Below are 26,137 nucleotides of genomic sequence, written 5' to 3'. Positions count from 1 at the left end.
CTGTTGAGCCGTCGCAGCTTCGTTCTGGAAGATTTCTACCTGCTGGGCGCTGCATCTTGGGCTGATTGTGTGCATGCTGCCTGCCCGTTTTCTCTGATCCAGGTTGCCGCGACCCATGAAGCGTTTTGTACTGCTCGATACCGCCCCGATTCCCGATGGCTCAGGCGCCCTGTGCCTGTTCGAGTACGGCGAGGACTTTGTTATCAAGATTGCCGGCGGCGATGGCGGTCAGTTGATGAATACGCGCATGCACGGCTCCGAAGATGCCCTGGCGGCGATTCCCTGCAAGAAGGTTGCGGGGCGTCCTGACTCACGGGTACTGATCGGGGGGCTGGGCATGGGCTTTACCCTGGCGGCGGCGTTGCAGAACCTGGGCAAGACAGCCGAGGTGGAAGTGGCCGAACTGGTGCCGGGGGTGGTGGAGTGGAACCGCGGCCCGCTGGGGGCCAAGGCCGGTTACCCAATCCTCGACCCGCGTACTCGAGTGATTCAGGACGATGTCGCTAACTGCCTGAAAAACGCCGAGCAGCGTTATGACGCGATCATGCTGGATGTCGACAACGGCCCGGAAGGGCTGACCCAGAAACGCAACACCTGGCTGTATTCGGCCCAGGGCCTGCAGCGCTGTTACCAGGCATTGCGCCCCAAAGGCGTGCTGGCGGTGTGGTCGGCCAGTGCCGATCGGGTTTTCAGCGACAAGGTGCGCAAGGCGGGTTTCAAGGTGGAAGAGGTTCAGGTTTATGCCCATGGCAACAAGGGCACCCGGCATACCATCTGGATTGCCAGCAAGTAGCAGTAGTCACCACTGAGCGCGGCAAAGCGCTCAGTGGTGCTCGGGTCAGCTCAGCAGTTCGGCAAAGCCTTTGTCGGCATCCAGAACGGCGGGCAGTTCATCCAGCAGGCTCGGTACATCCAGTCCTTCGAATAGCGGGCCTTGCAGTGTGTCCACCGCTTTGGACATGGCGCCCGGGTGTTCGCGCAGCGCTTCGGCAATCGATACCGCCTGAGCCAGTACGCGTGGCAAAGGCATGTCGACCGGTGCCTGGAAGGGTCGGCTCTGGTAGGCGATGGCATGCTGGATTAGCTCCGGAAGCTGCCAGCGCCGCGCCAGCTCTGCACCCACCTCGGGAAAGCCAAAACCCAGTTGCAGGGTTTCCAACGCCACACGCTGCGCAGCCCCGACATCCTTGCCATTCTGGTTGAGTCGTTCGGCAAGCTCAGGCACACCCGTCTGGATCAGCAGTTCACCGATGTTGTGCATCATTCCGCAGGTAAAGGCGGTCTCAACGGCCACACCTCGGGTTTTGGCCAGTAATCGGCTGATACTGGCCACCTGAAAGCTGTGCGCCCAGAACGCCTTGAGGTCAAAACCCGGTGGTGCCTGGAAAGCACCCGTTACCGCCGATGCCAGCACCAGGGTGCGTAAGGTGTTGAACCCCAAGCGCATGGCCGCATCTTCGACGCTGGCTGACTCACGTGAACCACGAAAGCGGGCGGAGTTGGCCAGGCGCAGCACCTTGGCGGCAATGACCGGGTCGAGGGAGATATTGCGAGCAATGCTGTCGAGGCTGGTGTGGGGGTTGTCAAATTGCTGAATCAGATCCTGAGCGACTTTGGGAATACAGGGCAAGCTGTGAACTTGGGAGAACAGGGCGCTTATATCCATGACAAAAGCCTGCAGAGAAGGTGGGAATTATCAAGATAGCAGCGATTCAGCAGGGCAAAAGTGCGGTTTAGGGCTTGCGCTGATTTGCATCAGGAAAAACTGCCGTCGGGCAGCGATGAACAGATGAGCTGGCAGATTTTTTGCGCACGCGCAGCCCGCAATCTGCCGCTAAGCGGTCTGATTGCGGGTCGATCAGGATTTAGCGGATCTTCAGCTTGCCAATGCGGTCGTTGTCCAGGCTACCGAAGTACAGATAATCGCCCACCGGCTTGACTGAGGTGATCATGCGCAGGTGGGTGCCGCTGGTGTCGTGCAGGCTCTGGGTGATCTTACCTTGCTCATTGAGGGCGATAGCAAAGCCATAAGGCACAGCCTTGGGCCACAGGGCGCGGGGCAGTTTGGCCAGCTGCGCCTTGGCCCAGGGCGAGCGATGCAGCATGTCGGCGTCGGCCTTACGCGGGGTTGGCAGGGCGACCCAGAAGGTGCCGTTGCGGTCACCTTGCAGGTTGTCCGGCAGGCCCGGGAGGTTGTCGATAAAGATATCGTGGGTGCCGGCCTTGTCGCCGCTCAGCCAGTAACGGGTAATGCGGTAGCGGTAGGTCTCGTTGACCAGCACGAAGTCTTCAGCTGCCGATAGTGCTACGCCGTTGGCGAAATACAGGTCTTTGAGCAGCACCTTGGTTTCGCCGTTGGCCGGGTTGTAGCTGAGCAGACGGCCGTGGGGGCGTGCTTCGAGCAGGTCGAGCAGGTAGTCGGGTTGTTCAAAACGCTGGCTGGCATCGCTGAAGTAGATGATGCCGTCGCGGGCGATGTCCAGATCATCGGTGAATTTGAACGGCACGCCTTCGGCTTCAGTGGTCAGTACCTTGATCTGGCCCTGGGCGTCGATGCTGAGCAAGCCCTTGTAGGCGTCGGCAACAATCAGGTTGCCGGCAGCGTCAAAGTCCATGCCCAACGGGCGGCCTTTGGTGTCGACAAAGGTTTCCACGCTGCCATCGGCTTTGATGCGCACGATCTTGCCGTCATGCAGGCCGGCATATACCAGACCCTGGGCATCCACGGCCGTGTCTTCCGGGCCATGCACCTGGCCGCGGCCGAGCAGTTCGGCCTTCATCAGTGTGTCATTGGGCTCCAGAGTGCCGGTCATCGGCGGGATCTTAGGCGCGTCCCAGGCTAGCGGATCAATCGGGCTGGGTGTGACAGCGAGGTAGATCGCCGCCGCAGCAATCAAGGCCACAAGCAGGCCAAGCAGTTTCTTCATTGTTTTTATTCCCTGTGATGAAGGTAAGCAGATGCAAGCGCCGGTCAGATTACAGGGTTCATTCGCGTCTGTGATGCCCAGGGGGTAAATGGCCGGCAAATGCCCGGCACCGTGCCTGGGCATATATACTGCGCGGCATTCTTCAGGGGGAGAGCCGCGTGGCGATTGATATTCAGTGGGTTGGCGATGACGCCAGCCTGGCGCAGCATTGTGCAACCTGGCGCAGCCTGCCGTTTGTGGCGCTTGATACCGAGTTTATGCGGGTCGACACCTTTTACCCGATTGCCGGCCTGCTGCAGGTCAGCGAGGGCGAACGGGCGTACCTGATTGATCCACTGCTGATCAGCGACTGGACGCCCTTTGCCAAGCTGCTGCAGGACCCCGCCGTGGTCAAGGTGCTGCATGCTTGCAGCGAAGACCTGGAAGTCTTTCTGCGTCTGACCGGCAGTCTGCCCATGCCGTTGTTTGATACCCAGTTGGCTGCCGGCTACCTCAACCTGGGTTTCTCCATGGGCTATTCGCGCCTGGTGCAGGCGGTGCTGAATATCGAACTGCCCAAGGGCGAGACCCGCTCCGACTGGCTGCAACGACCCTTGTCGGAAACTCAGGTCAGCTATGCGGCAGAGGATGTGTTGCACCTGGCTGAGGTATACGCGCAGCTCAAGGCGCAACTGTCAGCTGAGAAGTACGCCTGGGTGCTGGAAGACGGCGCCGAGCTGGTCAGTAACCTTGGTCGTGAAGTCGATCCTGAACTGGCCTACCGCGAAGCCAAGCTGGCCTGGAAACTCTCCCGTCAGCAATTGGCGGTGCTGAAGGCGCTGTGCACCTGGCGTGAAGGCCAGGCGCGCAAGCGCAACCAGCCGCGCAACCGGATTATCCGCGAGCATTCGTTGTGGCCACTGGCGCGCACCCAGCCGGACAACCTGGTGGCCCTGGCGCGGATCGAGGACATGCACCCGAAAACCGTGCGTCAGGACGGTGAGTTCATCCTGCAACTGATCAAGCAAGCGGCCAATACTGTGCCGGCGGACTGGCCCGAAGCTTTACCCGAACCTTTACCGCTGGAAGCCTCGGCGCTGCTGAAAACGCTGCGTGCGATCGGCCAGCGTGAGGGTGAGCGCCTGAGCATCGCCCCGGAGCTGATGCTACGCAAGAAAACCCTCGAAGCCCTGTTGAAAACCGGCTACCCCAATGGCCCCTACCAGCTGCCGGATTCCCTGCGTGGCTGGCGACGTGAATTGATGGGTCAGGCGCTGCTCGATTGCCTGGCTGCAACCGGAGACTCCGTGTGAAACGTATCTGCTCAATCTACAAAAGCCCGCGCAAAAACGAGATGTACCTCTATGTGTTGCGCAGTGATGGCCTCAAGCGTGTGCCTGAAGCACTGTTGAGCGCCTTCGGCCTGCCAGCTCTGGCCTTTGAGCTGGTCCTCACCCCCGAGCGCGAGCTGGCCCGCGAGGACATCCACAAGGTGCTGGCCAACCTCGACGAGCAGGGCTACCACCTGCAAATGCCGCCACCGGAAGATGAATACATCGAGCACCTGCCCGATGAGCTGCTGCGCCGTAACGATCCGGTCTGATGAGCCCGCCAGCTGACAACCCTCTGCGCGTGCTGATCGGTGAGGGCGAATATCGCCGCTATGCCGCGCTGCTGCATGAGCAGGCTCCTGAGCTGGAAGTGTACGGCAGCGACCAGCTCGTCGAGCTGCAGCAGGCCCCAACCTGCCCGGTTTGGCTGGGGCAGCCTGATCTGTTGGCCGCCTTGCTGCGTCAGGGTGTTCGGCCGCAGTGGATGCAATCGACATGGGCAGGCATCACGCCGTTGCTGGCCACTGGTTTACCGGCTGACTACCGCCTGAGCCGCGCCGTGGGCATCTTCGGCCAGGTGATGGCCGAATATGTGCTGGGCCATTTGCTGGCCCATGAGCGTCAGTTGTTTGCCCGCCTGGCGGCACAGGTCGAGCAGCGCTGGGACAACCGCGCACCGCAAAGCCTGGCCGGGCGCACGGCGTTGATTGTCGGCACCGGTGATATCGGCTTGAGCGTGGCGCGGTTTCTGGCCCCGTTCGGCATTCAGTTGCTGGGTATCGCCAGCAGCCCGCGCAATCTGCCGCCGTTCCGTCAGGTGGCTGGGCTCGACGAACTGCCAAGCCTAGCGGCTGAGGCCGATTACCTGATCAACCTGCTGCCCGATACGCCAGCCACCCGTGATATTTATGATTCCGCGCTGTTTGCTGCCTGCAAGTCCAGCGCGCTGTTCATCAATGCCGGGCGCGGTGTGGCCGTGGTCGACCAGGCATTGGTCAGCGCGTTGCAACAAGGGCAACTGGCCGGTGCAGTGATTGATGTCTGCCGTGCAGAACCGCTGCCTGCGGGTCATCCATTCTGGGATGCGCCGCGCCTGCTGTTGACCGGGCACAGCGCGGCGCCGACGGACCCGCGTCTGTTGGTGCAGCTGTTTGTCGATAACCTGCAGCGTTGGCAAGCCGGTGAAACCGTACTGGGCCAAGTGGATTTCACCCGGGGTTATTGAACACGCTGCAGCCATTCGGCTTGCCGCCCTTGGCCGCGCCAGGCCGAGCGGCTAGACTGCCGGCCTTTTCGCCGCTCACCGTACCCTCGCCATGGCCGCCAAAGTCGAACCCTTCTGGAAACGCAAAACCCTCGAACAGCTGGATCAGGACGAGTGGGAGTCGCTGTGTGATGGCTGCGGCCTGTGCTGCCTGCAAAAGCTCGAGGATGAGGACGATGGCAGCGTGTATTACACGCGCATCGCCTGCAAACTGCTGGACCTGAAGACCTGCCGCTGCACCGACTACAGCAATCGACGCAGGTTTGTGCCGGACTGCATTCAGCTCACCCCGGCCCAGGCCGATCAGTTTCAGTGGTTGCCACCGACCTGCGCCTATCGCCTGGTCAGCGAAGGCAAGGATCTGTTGCTGTGGCATCACCTGGTGTGCGGCGACCCAGAGCAGGTGCACAAACAGCGGATTTCCCAGGCCGGGCGCATGCTCAGCGAAAACAGCGTGGCCGAGGATGAGTGGGAAGAGCACATGATTTTCCGCGCGGGCTGAACCTCGTCAATAAATGCCAGCCTAAACTCGCTTGAATCAATGTTTTGCACTGTGGAGCTTTGCCATGTTGATGCGTCGTTTGCTGCTGTCTGTTGTTCTGCTGAGCCTGAGCACGCCGCTGTGGGCAAAAAAGGTCGACCTGGATTACCGCGTGCGTTTTCTGCCAGACACAGAACAGGCTGAAGTCAGCTTGACCCTGGAAGACGGTGGGCAGGTGATCAGCCTTGCCTTCAACCTGGGCGAGCAGGGTGCCTACAGCGACTTCAAGGCTGACGGCCAGTGGACACAGGACAGCCCGGAACTGGGCATCTGGCAGCCAAGCAAAGGCGAGTCGACCCTGACTTACCGCGTGCGTATCAATAATGAACGCAGCGCTGGGCGCTTTGATGCGTTGATTACCAAGGACTGGGCACTGCTGCGTGGCGACGATCTGGTACCGGCGGTCAAACTGCGCCAGAAAGATAAAACCGAGCTGATCTCGCGCGTGCAATTTGACCTGCCCAAGGGCTGGAAAAGCGTCGAAACCGGTTGGCCGCGTATCGGCAAAAACAGGTTCCGCATCGACAACCCACAGCGCAAGTTCGATCGCCCGACTGGCTGGATGGTGGCCGGCAAGGTTGGCACGCGCCGCGCCAAACTCGGTGAAACCGATGTAGCAATCGCGGCCCCGGTTGGCGAGGGCATGCGCCGCATGGATGTGATGACCCTGCTGACCTTTGTCTGGCCGCATGCCCAGGATGTGTTCCCGCGCGATCCGGCCAAGCTGCTGATCGTCGGTGCCGGTGACCCGATGTGGCGCGGCGGCCTGTCGGCGGCCAACTCCTACTACATGCACACGGATCGCCCGCTGGTCAGCGAAAATGGCACCAGTTCTCTGGTGCATGAGCTGGTTCATGTATTTAGCCGGATTCGTGCCCGTGATCGCAGTGACTGGATCACCGAAGGCCTGGCCGAGTTCTACGCCATCGAGTTGATGCGCCGCGCCGGCGGCCTCAGTGAGGAGCGTTACCAGAAGATTCGCGAGCAGCTGATTCGCTGGAGCAAGCCGGTGGACAGCCTGCGCACCAACAACTCCAACGGTCCTGTCACCGCCCGTGCGGTGCTGCTGTTGCAGGAACTGGATCGGGAAATCCGTCAGGCCACCAAGGGCACCACCCAGCCACGTTCGCTGGATGACGTGACCCGCGGCCTGATGCGCCTCGACAAAGCCAGCACCAAAGACTTTATCGAGATCAGCGAAAACGTCATGGGCGGAGCCTCCGAGGTGCTGGACAACAAGCTGTTGCGCTAGCACGCGCCCTGAGTAAGCATGCGGCGCAGTTGTCGCTCTGGAGCACCGCATGCGCCGCCTACCGTCTCTTACCGCCTTGCGCACCTTTGAATGCGCCGCCCGGCACGCCCACTTCGGCCGGGCGGCGGCCGAGCTGTGTGTCACCGACAGTGCCGTCAGCCACCAGATTCGCCAGCTTGAAGAACAACTCGGAACTCCGCTGTTTCAGCGTGACGGCCGTCAGGTGCGCCCCACGCCGCAGGCCAAGCGCCTGTTGCGCAGCCTGCAGCAGGCCTTCGAGCTGATCGGCGAGGCCTGTGATGAATTGCGCGATCCCGGCTCCCAGGCGCAGCTGCGCATCGCGGTAACCGCCGAGCTGGCGCAGAAGTGGCTGATTGGCCGCCTGGCGGATTTCAGCGAACGTTATCCGCAGATCACCCTGCACCTCTACGAGCAGCCGCTGGAATCAACCCAGCCCTTTGATCCGATCGACCTGGCGATCACCTATGGCACCGGCCCGGTCGATGGCAGCGCCTACTTCGTGCGGCCATTGCCGACTCTGTTGTTCTTCCCGGTGTGCAGCCCAGGCTTGTTCAACCAACTGCCGCTCAAGCACCCACGTGATCTGGCGCGCCACTGCCTGCTGCATGACGACCAGGACGGTAAGACCTGGACGGCCTGGCTGACCACTCACGCCGGCGATATCCAGCCGCAGCGCCACCTGTATCTCGGCCATGCCGGGCTGACCATGGAAGCGGCTGCGCGCGGTCAGGGTGTGGCGATTGGCGATAACCTGACCAGTGCCGAAGACCTCGCCAGCGGCCGTCTGGTGCGGCCATTCGCCGCCAGTGTGGCCTCGCTCGGGCAGTACGCGCTGGTCTGCGAACGTCTGCGCCTGGAGAAGCCGGCGGTTGCGCAGTTCGTTGAATGGTTCACTGATCAGCTGGTTGATATCTGAATTTAATTCATCGAATCCGCGAAAATGGTCATTGGTCGCGGGCGCTTGAGCGCAGGTACTGTCGAGCTATTCCTCAGCCACCGACGAGTACCTTGCAATGGCCCGCTCCCTGACCTCTCTCCCTAAAATCGATGGTTTCCGCCTGCCTGGCGAATTCGAACCCAAGGCCGGTTGCTGGCTTGGCTGGCCGGAGCGCACCGATGTCTGGCGCAACGGTGCCAAGCCGGCGCAGAAGGTCTGGGTGGATATCGTCACGGCGATTGCCAGCAGCGAGCCGGTGACCGTGTGCGCCTCGGCCAGCCAGTACGCCAACGCCCGTCGCCAGTTGCCGGCCCATGTGCGGGTGGTGGAGATGACTTGCAACGACACCTGGTTTCGCGACAGCGGCCCGGCCTTTCTGGTCAATGATGCAACCGGCGAAGTGCGCGGCGTGGACTTCGAATTCAACGCCTACGGCGGCCTCGATGGCGGTTTGTACTACCCTTGGGACAAAGATGATCAGATCGCGCAGAAGATCCTCGAAATCGAAGGTTATGACCGCTATCGCGCGCCCTTTATCGCCGAAATGGGCGGTATCCAGACTGATGGCCAGCGCACCCTGCTGACCACCGAACAGTGCCTGCTAAACCGCAACCGCAACGCCCACCTGGGCAAGGACGAGATGACCCGCCGCCTGCAGGATTACCTCGGTGCCGAGCAGGTGATCTGGTTGCCACGCGGCTGCAAGTTCGATGAGACCGACGGCCATATCGACGACCTGGCCTGTTTCGTCCGTCCCGGTGTGGTGGTGATGCAGTGGACCGACGACCGCAATGATCCGCAGTGGGAAATCTACCAGGAGGCCTACGATATCCTGCGCAGCACCCGCGACGCCCAGGGTCGCGAGCTGGAAATTCACAAATTGCCGCAACCACGGGTTTTGGAGTGGACCGCGGAGGAGGCCGAAGGGCTGGATCAGGATGATTCGACCCACACCCGTCAGGCCGGCACACAGATCTGCGCCTCCTACATCAACTATTACGCCGGCAACTCGGCCATCGTTGTGCCGCTGTTCAACGACCCGTGCGACCGCGTGGCCCAGGCCACCTTGGCCGAGTTGTTCCCCAAACACCGCATCCTCGGCATCGACAATTCGCGGGAAATTCTCCTCGGCGGCGGCAATGTCGCCTGCATCACCATGCCGCAATACGCCGCGCCCACGCGCGCCTAGGAGGCTCTTATGAAGCTGCATATCAGTCTCTTAGCCCTTGGTTTGGCCGCCAGCGTTCAGGCGCTGGCGGCCGAAGCGCCGAAGCAGGTCAATTTATTTATCTGGGGCGAGTACCTGGCCCCGGACACTCTCAGTAGCTTCGAGCAGAAGACCGGGATTAAGGTGGTGGTCGATCATTTCGACTCGCTGGAAACCGTGGAAACCAAGCTGCTCACCGGGCGCAGCGGATATGACTTGGTGCTCACCGCTGGGCAGCATCTGCAGCGGGCCATCAAAAGTGGGGCTGTACAGCCGCTGGACAAGGCCGCAGTGCCGCATCTTCGTGAGCTTGATCCGGAGTTCACCGGGCATATGGCGACCTTTGATCCGGGTAACCGCTATGCCGGGTTGTATGTGTGGGGCACCACCGGCTTTGGCTACCAGCAGCAGGCCATCAACACGCGCATGGCCAATGCGCCAACCGACAGCTGGGCCATGCTGATGGATCCAGCCGTCGTGGCGAAATTCGCCGACTGTGGGGTGAGTTTCCTCAACGACCCCAATGAGGTGTTTGCCGCTGCGTTCCGCTACCTGGGGCTGGATATCAACCAGCAGCGCCTGGACGATCTGAAACTGGCCGAGGCGCACTTGGCCAAGGTACGGCCATCGATCCGCTACTTCGACAACGACCGTAACATCAGCGACCTGGCCAACGGCGATACCTGCCTGGCGATGTCATGGAACGGCAACGTGTCGATGGCGGCCGGCCAGGCTGAGCAGGCGGGCAAGGCCTACAGCCTGCACTACAGCATTCCGCGCGAAGGCACGCTGATCTGGTTCGATGCGATGGTCATCCCCAAGGATGCGCCGCATCCTGAGGCGGGCCTGGCGTTGATGGATCATCTGATGACGCCTGATGTCATCGGCGCCATCACTAACACTATCTACTACGCCAATGCAGTGCCGGCGGCGAATGCCACGGTCGAGCCAGCGATTCTTGCTGACCCAGGCACCTATCCACCCGCTGCGATACGCGCTCAACTGTACACCAAGAACGACAATAATCCGGCGTTCAACCGCGCCCTGACACGTGCATTCAGTCGGCTCAAGTCCGGGCTTTGATCCCCGCTGTAACACCTGCAAGCAGCGCCACCCATAGGTGGCGTTGTTGTTTGCGCCGCATGTGTTAAGTGGTGCTTGACCACTTCAATCTGAAAATTATCTAATGATAAGCATTATCATTTAAGTCTTGCCGATCAACGTACCGCGCTGCGTTGTACGGTCGCCGCAGGTCAGGAGTTAGGGTGTTCATCAGTTGTCAGCTGTATCAACCGTATCGCCATGGATGAGCAATTTCATGGCTCGATTTCTCTGGCTTACCGCACCTTGCATGCCGAGTTGCTGAAGTTTCTCGGCAAGCGCCTGGGCAGCGCAGCCGATGCTGCTGACCTGGCCCAGGATGCCTTCACCCACTGGCTGTGCTGGCGTGAGCGCAGCACAGTGCAGCAGCCACGGGCATTTCTGTTTCAGATTGCCCGCAACCTGCTGCGCGATCATTGGCGTCGACAGCAGGCCCAAGCACCGTTCAATGACGATGCCGCCACAGGACAAAGTCTGGATACCCTGGTTGATCAGCAGGGCGTCAGTCCCCTGGAGACAATCGAGCAACGTCAGCGCTTGCAGATGTTGGCCCTGGCGTTGGATGAGTTGTCGCCGAGGCGTCGGGAGGCCTTTGTGCTGCATCGCTTCGAGGGCTTGTCCCAGGCCGAAGTAGCTGAGCGCATGGGCATTTCTCTGAGCATGGTGGAGAAGCACATCGCCAGCGCCTTGTTGCACTGCAAGCGGCGCGTCGAAGGCTGCGGTGCCGAGGTGGTGCCATGAATGTGCATTCACTGAATCAGACCGTGATTGATGAACAGGCTGCCGTTTGGTTCAGCCGCTGCTGCCGTGGCCTGTCGAGCGATGAACAGGCGCAATTGGATGCCTGGTTGACGGCCGATATTTCCCATGTGTGTGCACTGGCCGATATGCAGCGCGTCTGGGCAGACTTTGATCTGATGCCGCGTCCAGTCTTGCTACCTGGGGCCGTACTGCCGATGCGCAGAGTGCGGCGCTGGACGCCAGGGCGTGCCCTGGCCGCTTCAGTGGTGCTGTTGTGCAGCGTGTTGGCCACACCCCAAAACTGGTTCGGCGCATTGCCTGTTCAAGAACTAAGCCTGTCCAGCGAAGCGAATGAACAGCGGCAGGTTGAACTCGCGGATGGCACGCGGATTGATCTGAACGTCGGTAGCCGGTTACAGGTGCGTCTGTATCCCGATCATCGCGAAGCTGAGCTGCTGGACGGCGAGGCCTTCTTTGCGGTCGCCCCGGATGTGGCGCGGCCCTTCGAAGTGATCGCGGGTCAGAGCCGTGTACGTGTGGTGGGTACGCGTTTCAGTGTGCGCCGCAGTCGCGAGCACCTGGCCGTGGCGGTAGAAAGCGGTCGGGTCATGGTGCAGCCGCAGCTCGGCTCAGCGCAGCAGGTCATGCTAGGGGCGGGCGAGGGACTTGCGTTCGACCACCGCAGCAAGCACCTACAACAGCTGCGCCTGGGGCATGAGGAAATCGCCAGTTGGCGTCGTGGACTGCTGGTTTTTCGTGATCGTCCATTGGGGCTGTTACTTGACGAACTGTCTCATTACCGCGCAGCCCCCGTGCGTCTGGTCAACACCAACCTGGCCGAGAAGCGTATCTCCGGCAGCCTGAATATCAATGATCCGGATGCCTTTCTTGCGGCGCTGCCTCACCTCTTGCCGGTTCGGGTGGAGCATCAGGGTGATGATGGTGTGTTGATCCATGCGCAATAGCTAGGCGCTTGGTGGTCTTTCATCAGTGTAAATGAAAATATTTTGCATTTGAGGGTGTGGGTTTTGTTCTGTGTTGCGTCTTCCTCGTGTCCGCCGGCTGCGAAGGCGGTTTGGCAGTATCTGGGAGACTTGCATGAAAACCCGCCTCACCTGTTTTACCTTGCGTCAGCTGTGTGTCAGCAGCGCCTTGGCCAGTTGTCTGCTGAGCAGCAGTGCGCAGGCACAGGCGTACAACTTCAACCTACCCGTGCAACCCTTGGCCAGCGCCATCAATGCATTGGCACAACAGAGCCAGTTGCAAATTCTCTTCGATGAAGCGCAGATGCGTGATCTGCAAGCCCCTGCGTTAAGTGGCAAATTGACCCCCCGTGAGGCGCTGGAACACCTGTTGCGTAATAGTGGGCTCGAACTGGTGCCAACCGGGGATGGCTTTGTAGTGCGTCAGCGCAAGCAGGCTGCTCAGGTAAGCAATACGCTCGAGCTAGGCAGTACCACCGTGATGGGCAGCCGCATCACCAGCGAGAGCGTTGGTCGCTCAACGCTCACGGAGGAAGACATCAACCGACAGCAGGCGGACAACATCGCGTCTCTGCTCGATGTGCTGCCAGGTGTTAGTTCCAGCGGTTCACCAAGGCCAGGTGGGCAAACACTCAACATCTGGGGCATGGGCGATGTTGAAGATGTCAAAGTCATTCTGGATGGCGCCCCTAAAGGCTTTGAGAAGTATCGCCAGGGTTCGGTATTTATCGAGCCGGAACTGATCAAGCATGTGGACGTGGATAAAGGCCCCCACAGCATGATGTATGGCAACGGCGGTTTTGGTGGGGTGATCAAGGTTGATACCAAAGACCCGGAAGACCTGTTGCGTGATGGCAAGCCAGTCGGTGCGTTCCTCAAATATGGTTATCACAGCAATGACCATCAGAATATCTACAGTGGTGCCGTTTATGGCCAGACCGAAGAGCGCATGCTGGATGCATTGCTCTTTCTCAACGGACGCGAAGGCGACAACATCAAGCGACCCAACGGTACGCGCTTTGATTATTCGTCCAATAGCCTTGACGCCTTTCTCTTCAAGAGCAACTTGCGCCTGAATGACGAACATCTGTTTACGCTTTCGGCCATGCAGTCTGGCAGTAATGCCTGGGAGCCTTTTGCGGCCAAACGTGACGAAATGGCCGCGCCGACAGCTGCTGAGATCGCCAAATATGGGCTGGATGGTGCATGGAAACGTAAGCTGGTCTATCGCGATCAGGACGATGAAAACTACTCCCTGAAATGGAATTACGCGCCGCTGGATAATTCCATGATCAATGTTACGGCCAGCTACGCCTATTCAAAAACTGACCAGCACGATAAGCGCCCAGCCAATGCCAGCGCTGGCTTTGCTTCCTCGCTGGGTAATGAAAGCTGGGTGGACTACACCGACAGACTTGCCGAGTTGAACAACGAGAGCCGCTTTACCACAGGCGTTCTCGATCACGCAGTGACAGTGGGTATGCAGTGGCACGGGCATCAGCGTGATTCGCTGATGCTGGATCTCAGCAAAATCAAGGATAAGACCTACAACTACGGTCTCATGCAGCCTTATTACATGCCGTCGGGCGAACAGGAAACCCGCAGTGGTTACATTCAGGATGCAATCACCTTTGGTTCACTGACCATCACCCCGGCGCTGCGATATGACGAGGTATACAGCCAAGGTGAGCCTAACCTGGCAGCACGCTACAGCAGCACAAATCCAGCTGTAGGACATGATTACAGCAGCGTGACTTACAGCGGTTGGTCGCCACGTTTGGGTATCTTCTGGACGGCCACCGACAACCTGGCGTTTTTCGCGGACTACAGCAAAACCTGGCGTGCTCCGCTGATTGATGAACTTTATGAAGTGCAGAGTGCGGCAAGCAGCGTGCCTGCTTCTAGCCGCCATCTGGAGCGAGAGCGGATTCGTGGTGTAAGGCTCGGCAGCATTGCCAATTTCGATCGGCTGTTACGCGATGGCGACAGCCTGCAGGTGCGCACCACGTTATTTCGTAATCGCGGCAAGGATGAGATTTTCAAACGCACCGGTATCTCCTGCGTAGAACAGATCAGCACAGGGGCGGGCAACAGCGTGTGTGCCCAACCGCTGAGCAACAACCGCAACCTGCCTGGTTACACGATTGAAGGGGTTGAAGTTGAGTCCTTTTATGACAGTTCGCGTCTGTTCGGCAGCCTTTCGTTTTCCTACATTCGTGGCCAGCGTGATGCATCCCCGCGCAATCCATGGGGAGAGAAAACCTGGATTGCTGAAATTCCTCCGCGCAAAGCAGTTGCCACCTTGGGTGTGAAAGTACCGGAGGTCGACATGGCAGTGGGTTGGACTGGCAATTTCGTGCGCAAGCAGGACCGCTCACCTGAAGATAATGACCCCCTGGCGAGCGGTTGGAGTCTTCCTGAAAGTCAGGGATACGCCTTACACGGTGTATTTGCGAGCTGGCAGCCCACTCAAGTCAAAGGGTTTGAAGCACGCATCACGGTCGATAACCTGTTCAACCGTGAGTATTACCCTTACCTGGGTGAAGCGGTCTCGGGTGTGGGGCGTAATATCAAAGTCAGCGCCTCGCAGTTCTTCTAAAGCCTCGGCGCGTGAAGGATGAGCAGTACCGGTTTGGTGCTGCTCGCCCTGGTATCACTAGCGGTATAAGCCGCCTATTTGAACTTGGGACCGGACTTGGTGTTGTTGCCCTTGGCCATGCGGTCATAGAGCACCACGTTGACCGTCGCGGCAAGGTTCATGCAGCCTTCGGTGGGGATGTAAATCACATCTTCGCACCAGTCGCGCACTTCCTTGCTCAATGAGCCGTCTTCGGGGCCGAAGATATAGATGGCGCGGTCAGGGTGGGTGTATTCCGGCAATGGCCGCGCCCCTTCGACCAGCTCTACGGCCACCGGCGTGCAGCCCAGGGGGATAATCTGCTGCAGATCCGGCACGCCAATCAGCGGAATATCCATGTAGATACGCTTTGTGTCGGTTACAAAGTCTCGGGCGCGTTCGTAGCGCTTGCCGGTGTAGAACACTGAGCTGACGCCATAGCAGCCAGCCGCACGCATCACTGCGCCAACGTTTTCCGGGGATTTCGGGTTGAACAGGCCGATGCAGGCGTATCTTTTATTGGCCACGCGGTACTCGCAAAGATTCGGGAGGTAGAGCGCCGCCCCAGGGTGATCGAAGTGGGTCGCCAAGGGCGGCTGAGCAGAAAAGGCGGGCAAGTATAACGCTGTACACCTTTCGGCTGGGGCGTGATGGCGCCTGCTAGTTCTTTTTCAGTAGGGCGGCAAGGTCCGCGAATGGGTTGTGGGTCGCCTGGGCGGTCTTTGGTGTGCTCAGCGAGGCATCGCTGAAATACTGCTGGTCGGTATAGCGCGCATGCTCGTTGTCATGGCAATACAGGCACAACAACTCCCAGTTGGAACCGTCTTGCGGGTTATTGTCGTGATTATGGTCGCGGTGGTGAACAGTCAGCTCGCTTAGGCGTTTGCCGGAGAATTCCCGTGCGCAGCGGCCGCAGACATGCGGGTACATCTTCAGCGCCTTGTCGCGGTAGCCTTCTTCGCGCGTGCGTTGGGCTTCGGCGAGAATGCGGTCAAGCTTGCTGGTGAAGGCTGGGGATTTATCGCTGCTCATCTGGAATCTCGTGATCTGGTACTTGAGGCGGAGTCTAGCCTTGCCGGCTGTCAGTGAGAACCGCCTATGCGGCACTAAACGCAAAGGTTATGGCCCAACACGATACCTGCTCTGGAGATATTGCCATGCGCCTGATCACAATACTGTGTGTATTGCCCGTGTTGATCGCCACACTGGCGTCAGCTCAGCCGTTGCCAGCGCTATCAATCAAAGCGCCAGCTGCCGGTTCGCCCGGCACCAGCACACCACAGCCTTATGCTCCTGTCGTACTACAGCCTGTACCAGATCAGACCAATGACAATCCGCCTTTGCTAAGGAATCCTGTCCAGCCTGAGTCTGCGCGAAGCAAACGTGACCAGGATTTACTGTTGCTGGAGGAACAGCGGGCGCGAACTCTTAAGCCTAAGGGCACAGTGAAGGTCGATTAAGCCTTGTGGTGACGGCTCATGGCTGTTGGGCCATTAGTCGCTAGAAACTGAAGCGGCGCATAACCACCTGCAGGCGTCCTGACATGGCTTGCAGCGCCTGAGTTGCCTGGACGATGTCATTTTGAGCCGCGGAGTTTTCTTCGACGATTTGTGCAACCTTCTCAACGTTCATGGCCACTTGCTCACTCGCGGCACGCTGCTCTTGCAATGATGAGGCAATGACGCTAACGGCTTGTAGCGACTGATTAAGTGCCTCTCGGATGCCACCCATGGAGCTGCCAGCCTGATCCACCAGTTGTGTACCGCTGCTGAGCCTTTCACAGCCGGCTGCCATGCTGCTCTGTGCCTTATGCATGCCACTTTGAATGGCATCAACCAGGGCCACAATTTCAGTTGTCGAGTGGGCCGTACGACCCGCCAGGCTGCGTACTTCGTCTGCCACAACGGCAAATCCACGCCCTTGCTCACCGGCGCGCGCGGCTTCAATCGCGGCATTAAGGGCAAGCAGGTTGGTCTGCTCGGCGATGCCACGGATTACATCAACGATGGCGCTGATGTTGCGTGACTGATCGGCCAGAGTTTCCACATCTCTGGAACTCTGTTGCACCATTAAGGCAATTTGGTGCATCTCCTCTGAGGCGCGCGCCATCACCTGGATTCCGGTATCGGTCATATCGCCGGCTTTTTTGGCCATGTCATAGGTTTGTTGTGCGTTCTCGGCGATGTGATTGATGCTTACCGCCAGCTCTTCAACCGTCGCGGCCATGGCTGCAGCGGTATCACTTTGAACGTTGGCACTGGTCAGCACCTGCTCAGATGACGAAGCAAGCTGCAAGGCGGCGCATTCAATCTGTTCTGACGCTTCACCGATACTGCCAATCGTGTCTTGTAGCCCGCGGCGCATGGCTTGTACGGACTTCATAACCCCTGTCATGACCTGGTTGCTGAGAGTCTTTCCGCTATCGAGGCGGCCTTCAGCAATGCGAGCACTGATTTCTTCCAGTTCGCCGGGTTCGGCGCCCAGTTTGTCGCTCATCAGGCGTAGGAAGTAGATGACTTGCGCCAGTCCCACAGTCAGGGCAATCAGCAGTACGCTGAGACTCAGCTGGAGTTTGTTGGCGTATGCCGCCTCGCCCAATTCATATTGCCGTTTGGCTTCAACCAGCTGCACTTCAATCAATTCGGCGAACTTGCCTGACAGCGGGTCGATCAATGGGTAAAGCTGGCGAGTGGCAAATGCGTCAATACCGGCTTTATCTTCGTGATTAAGTAAATTCTTTAGCTCGTTCAGGGGCCCCCGGGTCTGATCCATCATCGGTTCGATTTGCTCGATCAAGGCGTGTTCTTCGGCAATCAGTGTGGTTGCCAGGTAGGCTGCCCAGGTTTTCTCGATACGCGTCTGAGCCTCTCCGATCAGTTGCTGTGCGGCTTTACTGCTGAGTTCACCACTGCGAGCCTTGTGTGTGGCATCGACGATGTTCACGGCATAGAGGTCAGCTATCAGCTTGAGATCACGTAGTGGCACAACGCGGTCCAGATACACCGTCTGCAGGCCTTTCACCGTCGCTTGCAATGCATGCAGGCCCAAGCCGCCTACGCAGAGCAAACCGAGCAACAGACAGCCAGAAAGAAGTAGTAAATGGGTGCGTATCTTCCAGTTCTTCATCACGGACCTTCCTGGCTGAACAGGCAGCCAATTCAGGGAGGTGGAATTGAGCCAGCTTGAAATCAGCGTAGCAGAGTCTGGAAGGTCAACCGGCTATGTTTGTACGGATGGTCAAGTGAGTTTCGCACTAAACGTCCGTTGTTTAGCGCGAATTGCTATGAGCTTGTGCTGCTGCAGGCGGCGGAGCAGCGAGGTGGATTCAAGTGAGTCCCACCACCCTGAGGATGAAGGCGTATTCCAAGGCGGCATCCTTTAGTGCCTGATAGCGGCCGCTCATACCGCCATGCCCAGCCTCCAGTTCAGTTTTCAGCAGCAGCAGGTTGTTGTCGGTTTTATGGGCGCGCAGCTTGGCCACCCATTTGGCAGCTTCCCAGTACTGCACGCGGCTGTCGTTGTAGCCCGCCACCGCAAGAATCGCCGGGTAGTCCTGGGCCTGCACGTTCTCGTACGGCGCGTAAGCCTTGATCCGCTCGAATACCTCGGGCTGGTTTGGGTCGCCCCATTCGTCGTATTCGGTGACGGTCAGCGGCAGGTCGGGGTTCTGCATGGTGTTGAGCACATCGACAAATGGCACCTCGGCGATGGCGGCGGCGAACAGCTCGGGGCGCTGATTGAGCACCGCGCCCATCAGCAGGCCGCCGGCGCTGCCGCCGCTGATCACCAGCTGCTGCGCGCGGGTATAACCGGCGGTGATCAGGTGTTCGGCGCAGGCGATAAAGTCGCTGAACGAGTTCTGCTTGTGTTCCAGCTTGCCCGCACGGTACCAGGCTTCGCCGAGTTCACCGCCGCCACGGACATGGGCGATGGCGAAGATAAAGCCGCGCTCCAGCAGGCTAAGGCGCGCATGGGAGAACCAAGGGTCGAGGCTTTCGCCGTAAGCACCGTAACCATACAAGTAGAGCGGAGCAGGGGTGCCGAGGACTTCGCGCTTGGCCACCAGGCTGATCGGCACCTGGCTACCATCGGCGGCCGTCGCCCATAGGCGTTGGCTGACATAGCTATCGGCATCGAACGGCCCAAGTACCGGGGTTTGCTTGAGCACCAATTGTGCGCCTGTGGCCAGCTCCAGTTGACGCACCTGTGCCGGGCGATTGAGCGCTTCATAACGCAGGCGAATCGCCGGGCTGTCGAATTCCAGGCTGTCCTGTACATACAGGCTGTAGGCGGCGTCCGGTAGCTGCACGCGGTAGGCCGCTTGCCCCTGCGGCTGCACGTCGATCATCGGCAAACCGCCTTCACGCAGGCTAAGCACCAGCGCTTGCTGATTGAGGCTAACGCCTTCGAGCATCACGTCGGGGTCATGGGCGCGCAGCAATTGCCAAGCGCTGCGGTTCAGCGTTGCGTCGCAGGCAGTAAACAGCGCGAAGTTGATGCCGTGCTGATTGCTGCGGATAAACCAGCGCCACTGGCCATCTAGGGCGCCGTGGTCGACGTCATATTCGTGGCCTTCTTCGCGCGGGGCCACGCAACTGAACGCGGCTTGCGGTGTTGCGGCGTCCAGTATCCAGGCTTCGCTGGTGGTTTTGCTGCCTAACTGCAGGATCAGCTGGCGCTCGGAGCTGCTGCGGTAGCAGCTGAGGAAGAAACGTCCGTCCGGCTCGTGGAAAACCAGTTCAGCGGTGTCAGTGCCGAGGCGGTGGCGGTAGAGTTTGTGCGGCCGGTGGGTGTCGTCCAGTTCTCCGAAGAACAGCGTCTGGCTGTCATTGGCCCAGGTCATGCTGCCGTCGCATTCCTCGAACGGCAGTTCGATCAGACGGTCGTCGGCCAGTTCCTTGACGAACAGCTGGTAGGTTTCCTCGCCACTGGTGTCCAGGCTATAGGCCAGGCGCTGGTGGTCAGGGCTGATGCTAAAGGCACCGAGCGAAATAAAGCCGCCATCGGCCAGGATGTTGGGGTCGAGCAGCAATTGCTCGCGGGCCTCATCGACCGTCAGCGAGCCATCGGCGGGTTTGCGGCAGCGGTAATGCCGCGGGTATTCATCGCCCGCTGTGGTGCGCTGGTAATACAGATACGGCCCCCAGGGTGACGGTAGGCTGAGGTCGGTTTCGCGGATGCGCCCCTTGATCTCCTGAAACAACGTTTCACGCAGTTGCAGTTGCTCGCTGAGCTGCTGTTCCAGGTAGGTATTTTCCGCCTTGAGGTAATCAAGCACTTCAACGCTGTCGCGGTTTTCCAGCCAGCGATATGGGTCGGCCGCGTTGTCGACGCGGGCAATAGGGGCGTGTTGCATGAGGTAACTCCGTTAGCAGGCGGCCGACAGCGGGGACGCGGAAGCAGGCAAAAGCCGTTATCATAAGCGCCACTTCGCCCGTCGGCTGCTGAAATCTACGCGTTTATGCGCCTAGGCCGCCCGGTCTTCAATGCCAGAGAATTTGCGTTTTATGACTGAAAACGACTACCTGCTTGCCTGGGGCGCCTATCTGGTGGCGGCTCTTGGTTGTCTGTTGGTGTGGTTTCGCCTGACCAGCTGGATGTGGCGTTACCTGCGAGAGCCGCTGCGTGTGCTGGTGCTGGTGCTGCTGTTCAGCCCGACCATTGTCGACCCCGGTAAAGAGCAGTTCGCCCCTGCGGTGGCGATTACTGCCATGGACATGCTGCTTGGCGTGGGCAACAACGCCTGGCGCGCGGTAGCCGATTTGAGCATGTACGCGTTAATCGTCTTTACCTTGTACCTGCTGTTTGTCGCGGTGCGCTGGCCCGTGGAAAGGTGGCGTCAGGCGCGCAAGGGGCCTGCGCCGATTGCCGATAATGAGCCGACCTTGCGCAATATGGTGGCGCGCGATGAGCAGGATTTCGGCGACACCCGTTACGATTCCCGTGGTGACCGCAGGCTAAGAGTCGAGCCACGTCTGTAACTCAAACTTGCGCCGCAGCACACAGCCGTTCAGCATGGCCTGTCATTTATAAGGAGGGGCTATGGAGTGTGTGTTCTGTGCAATCGCTGCTGGGCAGTTGCCTGCCGAACGTATTTATGAGGATGAGCACTTTATCGTCCTGCTGGATATCTTTCCCCTGCGCCCGGCCCATGTGCTGATTGTCAGCCGCGAACATGCGCCCTTTCTCAAAGACCTTTCCTCTGCTGCCGGTGAGCGGTTGCTGCCGTTGGCGCAGCGCATGACCGCGGCCTTGCGCGCGGCCGGGTATGGCGAGCAGGGCATCAACTTTCTGGTCAACGACGGACCGACCGCCAACCAGCATGTGCCGCACCTGCATCTGCACCTGATTCCACGACGCAGCGGCGATGTCACGCAATTACTGTGGCGCGCCCTGACGCGTTTTCTGCCGTTGGCGCGTAAACGTATCGAGGCACGTCTGGCGATTGAGGCGCAGCAGCTGCGCGAGGCGTTGCGCCATGTGTGAATTGCTGGGCATGAGCGCCAATGTGCCGACCGATATCATCTTCAGCTTTACCGGCCTGATGCAGCGCGGCGGGCGTACTGGCCCGCACCGCGATGGCTGGGGCATCGGCTTTTACGAAGGGCGTGGTCTGCGGCTGTTTCAGGACCCGCGCGCCAGCAGCGAATCAGAGGTGGCGCAGCTGGTGCAGCGCTACCCGATCAAGAGCGAAGTGGTAATCGGGCATATCCGCCAGGCCAATGTTGGCCGCGTCTGCCTGGCCAATACCCATCCGTTTGTGCGCGAGATGTGGGGGCGTAACTGGTGTTTTGCGCACAACGGCCAATTGGCCGATTTCGCCCCGCAATTGGATAACTACCGGCCAATTGGCGACACCGACAGCGAAGCGGCCTTCTGCGATTTGCTCAATCGCTTGCGTCAGGCCTTTCCCGAGCCGGTTGTGGTGGAGCAGTTGCTGCCCACCTTGGTCAGTGCCTGTGCCGGCTATCGTCAGCACGGTGTATTCAATTGCCTGCTCAGTGATGGCGACTGGCTGTTCAGCTTTTGCAGCAGCAAGCTGGCGCATATCACCCGGCGCGCGCCGTTTGGCCCGGCGCATCTGAAAGATGCCGACATGCAGGTAGATTTTCAGGCAGAAACCACGCCCAATGATGTGGTCACTGTTTTGGCGACCGAGCCGTTGACCGATAACGAGAGCTGGACACTGTACCAGCCAGGCGAGTGGCGTCTGTGGCGCGGCGGTGAGTGTGTGGCACAAGGCATGGAAGGCTGATTATTAGGGGGAGGGAAGCAATGTTTAGAAGCTATCTGCGGTTGGCCTTGTTTGCCCTGGGCTTGCTGGTTGGGGTTCAGGTGCCCGGGTTTATCGACGACTACAGCAAGCGCGTCGAAGCCCATCGCATTGAGTCGGATTTGGGCCTCAAGGGCTTCCGTGAAACGGCTCGGCGCTTTTTCAAAGGCGATCTGGTGGCCTTGGTTAGCCATTACCAGGCCAGCGCCGACCCAGTGATGCGCAGCGATGCGCAGAGTCTGGGTACGCTGGTCGAGCGTTCGGCCTTTCTTGAGCGTGAATCCAAGGCCATGCAAGGCCCTTGGTATGCGCAGCTCTGGCATCTGGCCACAACGGCTGATCACGAACTGCTGGAGCAGACGTTTGCGGCTTATCGCTACCAAGTGCTGCTCGCGCCCGAGGCCATCACCTGGGGCATCGTCTGCGCGCTGCTACTGGCCTGGCTGGTCGAAAGCCTGCTGGTGCTGTTCGGCATGCTGCTGGGTGTGGGCCGCAGCCAGAAGGTGCAGCAGCGCCATTGGCGCTGAGTTGCATCACCCTCAAGGGCTCGCAAGAGCCCTTGATGTTTCAGTTGATCCGTTTATTGAGGCGATGTCTCAATACCCTGTTGCATGCATTGGGTAGAGCGTGTCATACGCATCAGCGCTGGGTTGCGTGTGTAGGTTGGGTTGAGGAACAGCGCGACGAAGCCCAACGAGACATGCTGCAATCTGTTGGGCTTCGCTGCGCTCAACGCCAACCTACGCCTTATCGCCACGCAACACGCAATGGGTACATGGACTTTCTTATGCTTGCTTGCTGCCTTGAATACAAGCAGCCTCGTTAACAGCCGGCAGAGTCGGCAATTTTTTACGCCGCGACACCAACAACACGCCCGCCACGACCAACGCCGCACCCGCCAACTGGGCCAGTGAAACCGGCTCCGCCAGCAGCATCCAGGCAAACACAATCGTCAGCACCGGCCCCAGCGTACCGATCAGCACCGTGCGCGCCGAGCCTATCAAGCGAAGCGCAGCCGATTGCCAGAAGATTGGCAGCACCGTCGAGAAAATCGCCATGGCTGCGCTGTAGGCGTACACCTCAACCGGTAACTGCAACGCGCTGAACGGCTGGGTGGCGAGAAAATGCAGCTGCGTGGCAAAGGTCGACACGATGATCGCCAGCGCAGCAAAGCGAATAGTGCCCAGCCGGTGAATCGCCACTTCAGCCCCGGCGCTGTACAGCGCATAAGACAGCGCCGAGCCGAACACAAAGGCGGCACCGATCAATACGCTGTGCAGGTCTTCGGCCACGTGCAAGTCGTGGGCAAAGGCCAGGGCAATCCCGGCGTAAGACAGTAGCAGGGCGGCGATCTGGCGTTTCTCTAGGCGCTTGCCCATAAACAACACGCCGATCAACACGGTCATGGTCGGGTAGATAAACAGAATCAGCCGCTCCAGCGCCGCCGAGATGTACTGCAGGCCGATGAAATCGAGAATGCTCGCGCCGTAATAACCGAGCAGGCCCAGGACCAGCAGCATGCCCCAGTCCTTGCGGGTGAGCGGCGGCGCGGCGCGGCACAGCCACAGCGTGGCCCACAGGGCGATGGGTAAGGCAAAACTCATGCGCAGTGCGAGCAGGGTGACGGCATCCACCGGTGCGGCCGCGTAGGCCAACTTGACGAAGATGGCTTTGAACGAGAAGCCGAAGGCGGCAAGGATCGCCAGCGCGATGCCGATGCGATCGGCTGACCAGGATTTCCATGGCATTGCGAATAAATCCCTAAAGAGTTGTTCTGATCCGAATGATGCGAGGGCTAGAATCGCTTTGGAATTGGCTTTTACTTAACTGATCGTTCGGAATTAACTAACGCTATGCACTACGACTTGGTTGATCTGCGCTTGTTTGTCGCCATTGCCGAAGCGAAAAACCTCACCCGTGGTGCCGAACGGGTGCATCTGGCGGCTTCTTCTGCCAGCCATCGCTTGCGCCAGTTGGAAGCGTCGATTGGCACGCCGTTGCTGCTGCGTGAGCCGCGTGGCGTCAGCCTGACCCGCGCCGGCGAGGCCTTGTTACGCCATGCGCGGCAGGTCTTTGCTCAGCTTGAACAAATGCATGCCGACCTCACGCCCTACGCCAAAGGCGTGCGCGGGCATGTCAGCCTGTGGGCCAACACCCACGCCACGCACACCTTTTTGCCCGACAGCTTGGCGACATTCCTGCAGCGTCATCCGCAAGTGAGTATCTCCCTCGAAGAACACACCAGCCCGGATGTGTTGATGGCGGTGGCGCGCGGTGAAGTGGAAGTGGGCGTGGTGGCGGGGGCCATGGAGGGGGCCGATGTCGAACTGATTCCTTACAAGGCCGATCGTCTGGTGCTGATCGCGCCTGCTGAGCACCCGCTGGCTGCGCGCAAGCACTGCCCGTTTGTGCAGGTGCTGGAGTATCCCTTTGTGATGCTGCACGCCGGTTCGGCCATCCACACCTTCACCATGAATGCAGCCGCAGCCTTGGGTCGGCACTTGGAGGTGCGTATTCAGGTGCGCAGCTTTGAGGCTGTGTGCCGTATGGTCGCGGCGGGTGTGGGCATTGGTTTGGTGCCGCGCAGTGCGGTGAGCGAGCGCGGGTTGCCAATCATTGAGTTGGAAGAACCCTGGGCGCAGCGCGATTTGAAAGTCTGTGTGCGTAAGCGGGCGCTGTTGTCGGGCTTTGCCGCCGAGTTGGTCGATTGCCTGACGGCCGAGGCTGACTAAGTAAAACGGGCCCGAAGGCCCGTTGTTTACTTGGAGAGAAAGCGCATGCCTTCTTCCAGGCCTTGCAGCGTCAGCGGGTACATCTGGTCTTCGAGCAACTCACGCATGATGTTGGTCGAGGCGGTGTAGCTCCAACTGTCTTTGGGGTACGGGTTGATCCAGATAAGCTTTTTGTACTTCTCCATAAAACGCTTGATCCAGACGTAACCCGGCTCCTCGTTCCAGTGCTCGACGCTGCCGCCGGCCTGGGTGATTTCGTAAGGGGCCATGGCCGCATCGCCGACGAACACCACTTTGTAGTCCGCGCCATACTTGTGCAGCAGGTCTTGCGTGGAGAAACGCTCAGACGTGCGGCGCAGGTTGTTCTTCCACACCGACTCGTACACACAGTTATGGAAGTAGAAATACTCCATGTGCTTGAACTCGGTTTTGCAGGCGGAAAACAGCTCTTCGCACACCTTGACGTGGGCGTCCATCGAGCCGCCGATGTCGAAGAGGATCAGCAGCTTCACCGCGTTGCGCCGCTCTGGACGCATTTGAATGTTCAGCAGACCGCCGTCTTTGGCGGTGTGGTCGATGGTGCCGTCCAGGTCCAGCTCGTCTTGTGCACCTTGGCGCGCAAACTTGCGCAGGCGGCGCAGGGCCACCTTGATATTGCGCGTCCCCAGCTCGACCTGATCGTCGAGGTTTTTGTACTCGCGCTGATCCCAGACCTTGACCGCCTTGCCCTGACGCTTGCCGGCGTCACCCACGCGGATGCCTTCCGGGTTATAGCCGCCAGAGCCGAACGGGCTGGTGCCGCCGGTGCCGATCCACTTGTTGCCGCCTTCGTGGCGTTCTTTTTGCTCTTCGAGGCGCTTTTTGAATTCCTCGATCAACTTGTCCAGGCCGCCGAGGGATTCGATCTTGGCGCGTTCCTCATCGGTCAGCGAACGCTCGAACTCCTTGCGCAGCCACTCATCGGGGATCAGCGCCTCGATGTGCTGGTTGAGGTTTTCCAGGCCCTTGAAGTAGGCCCCGAACGCGCGGTCGAACTTGTCGAAATGCCGCTCGTCCTTGACCAGAATGGTGCGCGAGAGGAAATAGAACTCGTCCATATCGGCGAACACCACGTTGTGCTTCAACGCGTTGATCAGGTCGAGCAGCTCGCGCACCGACACCGGTACCTTGGCGGCGCGCATTTCATTGAATAGGTTGAGCAGCATGGCTGCGTCCTCACTTGCAGAATCAT

General features: G+C 59.6%; 26 protein-coding genes and 1 pseudogene. 18 read left to right on the top strand and 9 right to left on the bottom strand.

Annotated elements, in window-relative coordinates:
- The first annotated feature begins 115 nt into the window (after positions 1–115).
- A complete protein-coding gene (locus tag OU997_RS19180) occupies positions 116–793 on the top strand; it encodes a spermidine synthase (protein WP_108488361.1) in 678 nt (225 codons plus the stop codon).
- Positions 794–838: 45 nt separating this feature from the next.
- On the opposite strand, the gene OU997_RS19175 is transcribed toward OU997_RS19180, so the two are convergent.
- Positions 839–1,666 carry an HDOD domain-containing protein gene (locus OU997_RS19175; RefSeq protein ID WP_108488360.1) on the bottom strand — a complete coding sequence of 276 codons (828 nt, stop codon included), beginning with the start codon at positions 1,664–1,666 and terminating at the stop codon, positions 839–841.
- Positions 1,667–1,865: 199 nt separating this feature from the next.
- Entirely contained in the window at positions 1,866–2,927 is a 1,062-nt protein-coding gene (locus tag OU997_RS19170; protein WP_267808085.1) for an SMP-30/gluconolactonase/LRE family protein, read from the bottom strand.
- Between the two features lie 158 nt (positions 2,928–3,085).
- Here OU997_RS19170 and rnd point away from each other — a divergent pair, with 158 nt between their 5' ends.
- The 11 genes from rnd to OU997_RS19115 all read left to right on the top strand — a co-directional run bounded on the left by rnd (position 3,086) and on the right by OU997_RS19115 (position 14,883).
- A complete protein-coding gene (gene rnd / locus OU997_RS19165; protein WP_267808083.1) occupies positions 3,086–4,219 on the top strand; it encodes a ribonuclease D in 1,134 nt (377 codons plus the stop codon).
- Complete coding sequence (locus tag OU997_RS19160) at positions 4,216–4,509, top strand: YcgL domain-containing protein (protein ID WP_108488357.1); 294 nt, start codon at positions 4,216–4,218, stop codon at positions 4,507–4,509. Before rnd ends, OU997_RS19160 begins: the two co-directional genes overlap by 4 nt.
- 23 nt (positions 4,510–4,532) lie before the next feature.
- Positions 4,533–5,462 (top strand): D-2-hydroxyacid dehydrogenase, encoded by a 930-nt coding sequence (locus OU997_RS19155; protein ID WP_267809934.1) that lies wholly within the window; start codon positions 4,533–4,535, stop codon positions 5,460–5,462.
- Positions 5,463–5,553: 91 nt separating this feature from the next.
- Positions 5,554–6,003, top strand: a complete 450-nt coding sequence (locus OU997_RS19150) for a YcgN family cysteine cluster protein (RefSeq protein ID WP_108488356.1) — start codon at positions 5,554–5,556, stop codon at positions 6,001–6,003.
- A gap of 64 nt (positions 6,004–6,067) precedes the next feature.
- Entirely contained in the window at positions 6,068–7,294 is a 1,227-nt protein-coding gene (locus OU997_RS19145) for a hypothetical protein (protein ID WP_267808080.1), read from the top strand.
- A gap of 49 nt (positions 7,295–7,343) precedes the next feature.
- Positions 7,344–8,231: a LysR substrate-binding domain-containing protein gene (locus OU997_RS19140; RefSeq protein ID WP_267808078.1), complete on the top strand. Its 888-nt coding sequence runs from the start codon at positions 7,344–7,346 to the stop codon at positions 8,229–8,231.
- Between the two features lie 97 nt (positions 8,232–8,328).
- Positions 8,329–9,441: an agmatine deiminase gene (gene aguA, locus OU997_RS19135; RefSeq protein ID WP_108488353.1), complete on the top strand. Its 1,113-nt coding sequence runs from the start codon at positions 8,329–8,331 to the stop codon at positions 9,439–9,441.
- 9 nt (positions 9,442–9,450) lie between these two features.
- Positions 9,451–10,542, top strand: coding sequence for an extracellular solute-binding protein (locus OU997_RS19130; protein WP_267808076.1), 1,092 nt, complete (start codon positions 9,451–9,453; stop codon positions 10,540–10,542).
- A gap of 219 nt (positions 10,543–10,761) precedes the next feature.
- Complete coding sequence (locus OU997_RS19125) at positions 10,762–11,301, top strand: RNA polymerase sigma factor (RefSeq protein ID WP_267808075.1); 540 nt, start codon at positions 10,762–10,764, stop codon at positions 11,299–11,301.
- Positions 11,298–12,266 (top strand): FecR family protein, encoded by a 969-nt coding sequence (locus OU997_RS19120; RefSeq protein ID WP_267808074.1) that lies wholly within the window; start codon positions 11,298–11,300, stop codon positions 12,264–12,266. The genes OU997_RS19125 and OU997_RS19120 overlap by 4 nt, the downstream gene beginning before the upstream one ends.
- Before the next feature lie 133 nt (positions 12,267–12,399).
- A complete protein-coding gene (locus OU997_RS19115; protein ID WP_267808073.1) occupies positions 12,400–14,883 on the top strand; it encodes a TonB-dependent receptor in 2,484 nt (827 codons plus the stop codon).
- A 74-nt stretch (positions 14,884–14,957) separates the two neighbouring features.
- Here the strand turns inward: OU997_RS19115 and OU997_RS19110 are convergent, their stop codons facing one another.
- Positions 14,958–15,428, bottom strand: coding sequence for an RNA methyltransferase (locus OU997_RS19110; RefSeq protein ID WP_108488348.1), 471 nt, complete (start codon positions 15,426–15,428; stop codon positions 14,958–14,960).
- Between the two features lie 133 nt (positions 15,429–15,561).
- Complete coding sequence (locus OU997_RS19105) at positions 15,562–15,933, bottom strand: YajD family HNH nuclease (protein WP_108488347.1); 372 nt, start codon at positions 15,931–15,933, stop codon at positions 15,562–15,564.
- A gap of 125 nt (positions 15,934–16,058) precedes the next feature.
- On the opposite strand from OU997_RS19105, the gene OU997_RS19100 reads away from it, so the two are divergent.
- On the top strand, positions 16,059–16,361 hold the full coding sequence (locus OU997_RS19100) for a hypothetical protein (protein WP_146180686.1): 303 nt from the start codon (positions 16,059–16,061) through the stop codon (positions 16,359–16,361).
- Between the two features lie 40 nt (positions 16,362–16,401).
- Here OU997_RS19100 and OU997_RS21140 read toward each other — a convergent pair whose 3' ends face one another.
- The 3 genes and pseudogenes from OU997_RS21140 to OU997_RS19090 all read right to left on the bottom strand — a co-directional run bounded on the left by OU997_RS21140 (position 16,402) and on the right by OU997_RS19090 (position 20,257).
- Positions 16,402–16,989, bottom strand: coding sequence for a methyl-accepting chemotaxis protein (locus tag OU997_RS21140; RefSeq protein WP_371920647.1), 588 nt, complete (start codon positions 16,987–16,989; stop codon positions 16,402–16,404).
- Between the two features lie 510 nt (positions 16,990–17,499).
- Positions 17,500–18,027, bottom strand: a pseudogene (locus tag OU997_RS21135) (Tar ligand binding domain-containing protein); the annotation flags it as partial.
- Positions 18,028–18,226: 199 nt separating this feature from the next.
- Positions 18,227–20,257, bottom strand: coding sequence for a S9 family peptidase (locus OU997_RS19090; RefSeq protein WP_267808070.1), 2,031 nt, complete (start codon positions 20,255–20,257; stop codon positions 18,227–18,229).
- Positions 20,258–20,408: 151 nt separating this feature from the next.
- On the opposite strand from OU997_RS19090, the gene OU997_RS19085 reads away from it, so the two are divergent.
- From OU997_RS19085 to OU997_RS19070, 4 genes are all read left to right on the top strand, one after another.
- Positions 20,409–20,882 carry an MFS transporter gene (locus tag OU997_RS19085; RefSeq protein WP_267808068.1) on the top strand — a complete coding sequence of 158 codons (474 nt, stop codon included), beginning with the start codon at positions 20,409–20,411 and terminating at the stop codon, positions 20,880–20,882.
- A 61-nt stretch (positions 20,883–20,943) separates the two neighbouring features.
- Positions 20,944–21,387: an HIT family protein gene (locus OU997_RS19080; protein ID WP_108488343.1), complete on the top strand. Its 444-nt coding sequence runs from the start codon at positions 20,944–20,946 to the stop codon at positions 21,385–21,387.
- Positions 21,380–22,156, top strand: coding sequence for a class II glutamine amidotransferase (locus tag OU997_RS19075; RefSeq protein WP_267808066.1), 777 nt, complete (start codon positions 21,380–21,382; stop codon positions 22,154–22,156). The genes OU997_RS19080 and OU997_RS19075 overlap by 8 nt, the downstream gene beginning before the upstream one ends.
- Positions 22,157–22,176: 20 nt before the next feature.
- Positions 22,177–22,701 (top strand): DUF2937 family protein, encoded by a 525-nt coding sequence (locus OU997_RS19070; RefSeq protein WP_267808065.1) that lies wholly within the window; start codon positions 22,177–22,179, stop codon positions 22,699–22,701.
- A gap of 258 nt (positions 22,702–22,959) precedes the next feature.
- Here OU997_RS19070 and OU997_RS19065 read toward each other — a convergent pair whose 3' ends face one another.
- The gene (locus OU997_RS19065; RefSeq protein WP_267808064.1) at positions 22,960–23,922 is read right to left on the bottom strand and encodes a DMT family transporter; all 963 of its coding nucleotides are present in this window, start codon (positions 23,920–23,922) and stop codon (positions 22,960–22,962) included.
- A gap of 105 nt (positions 23,923–24,027) precedes the next feature.
- On the opposite strand from OU997_RS19065, the gene OU997_RS19060 reads away from it, so the two are divergent.
- On the top strand, positions 24,028–24,906 hold the full coding sequence (locus tag OU997_RS19060) for a LysR family transcriptional regulator (protein WP_267808062.1): 879 nt from the start codon (positions 24,028–24,030) through the stop codon (positions 24,904–24,906).
- A 26-nt stretch (positions 24,907–24,932) separates the two neighbouring features.
- Here OU997_RS19060 and OU997_RS19055 read toward each other — a convergent pair whose 3' ends face one another.
- Positions 24,933–26,111: a vWA domain-containing protein gene (locus OU997_RS19055; RefSeq protein WP_108488338.1), complete on the bottom strand. Its 1,179-nt coding sequence runs from the start codon at positions 26,109–26,111 to the stop codon at positions 24,933–24,935.
- Positions 26,112–26,137 lie beyond the last annotated feature (26 nt).

Source organism: Pseudomonas sp. SL4(2022), assembly GCF_026625725.1.
In the GTDB taxonomy this organism is placed as follows: Bacteria; Pseudomonadota; Gammaproteobacteria; order Pseudomonadales; family Pseudomonadaceae; genus Aquipseudomonas.
The sequence above is the reverse complement of the archived record's forward strand: the minus strand, read 5'-3'. Positions and strand labels throughout refer to the sequence as shown.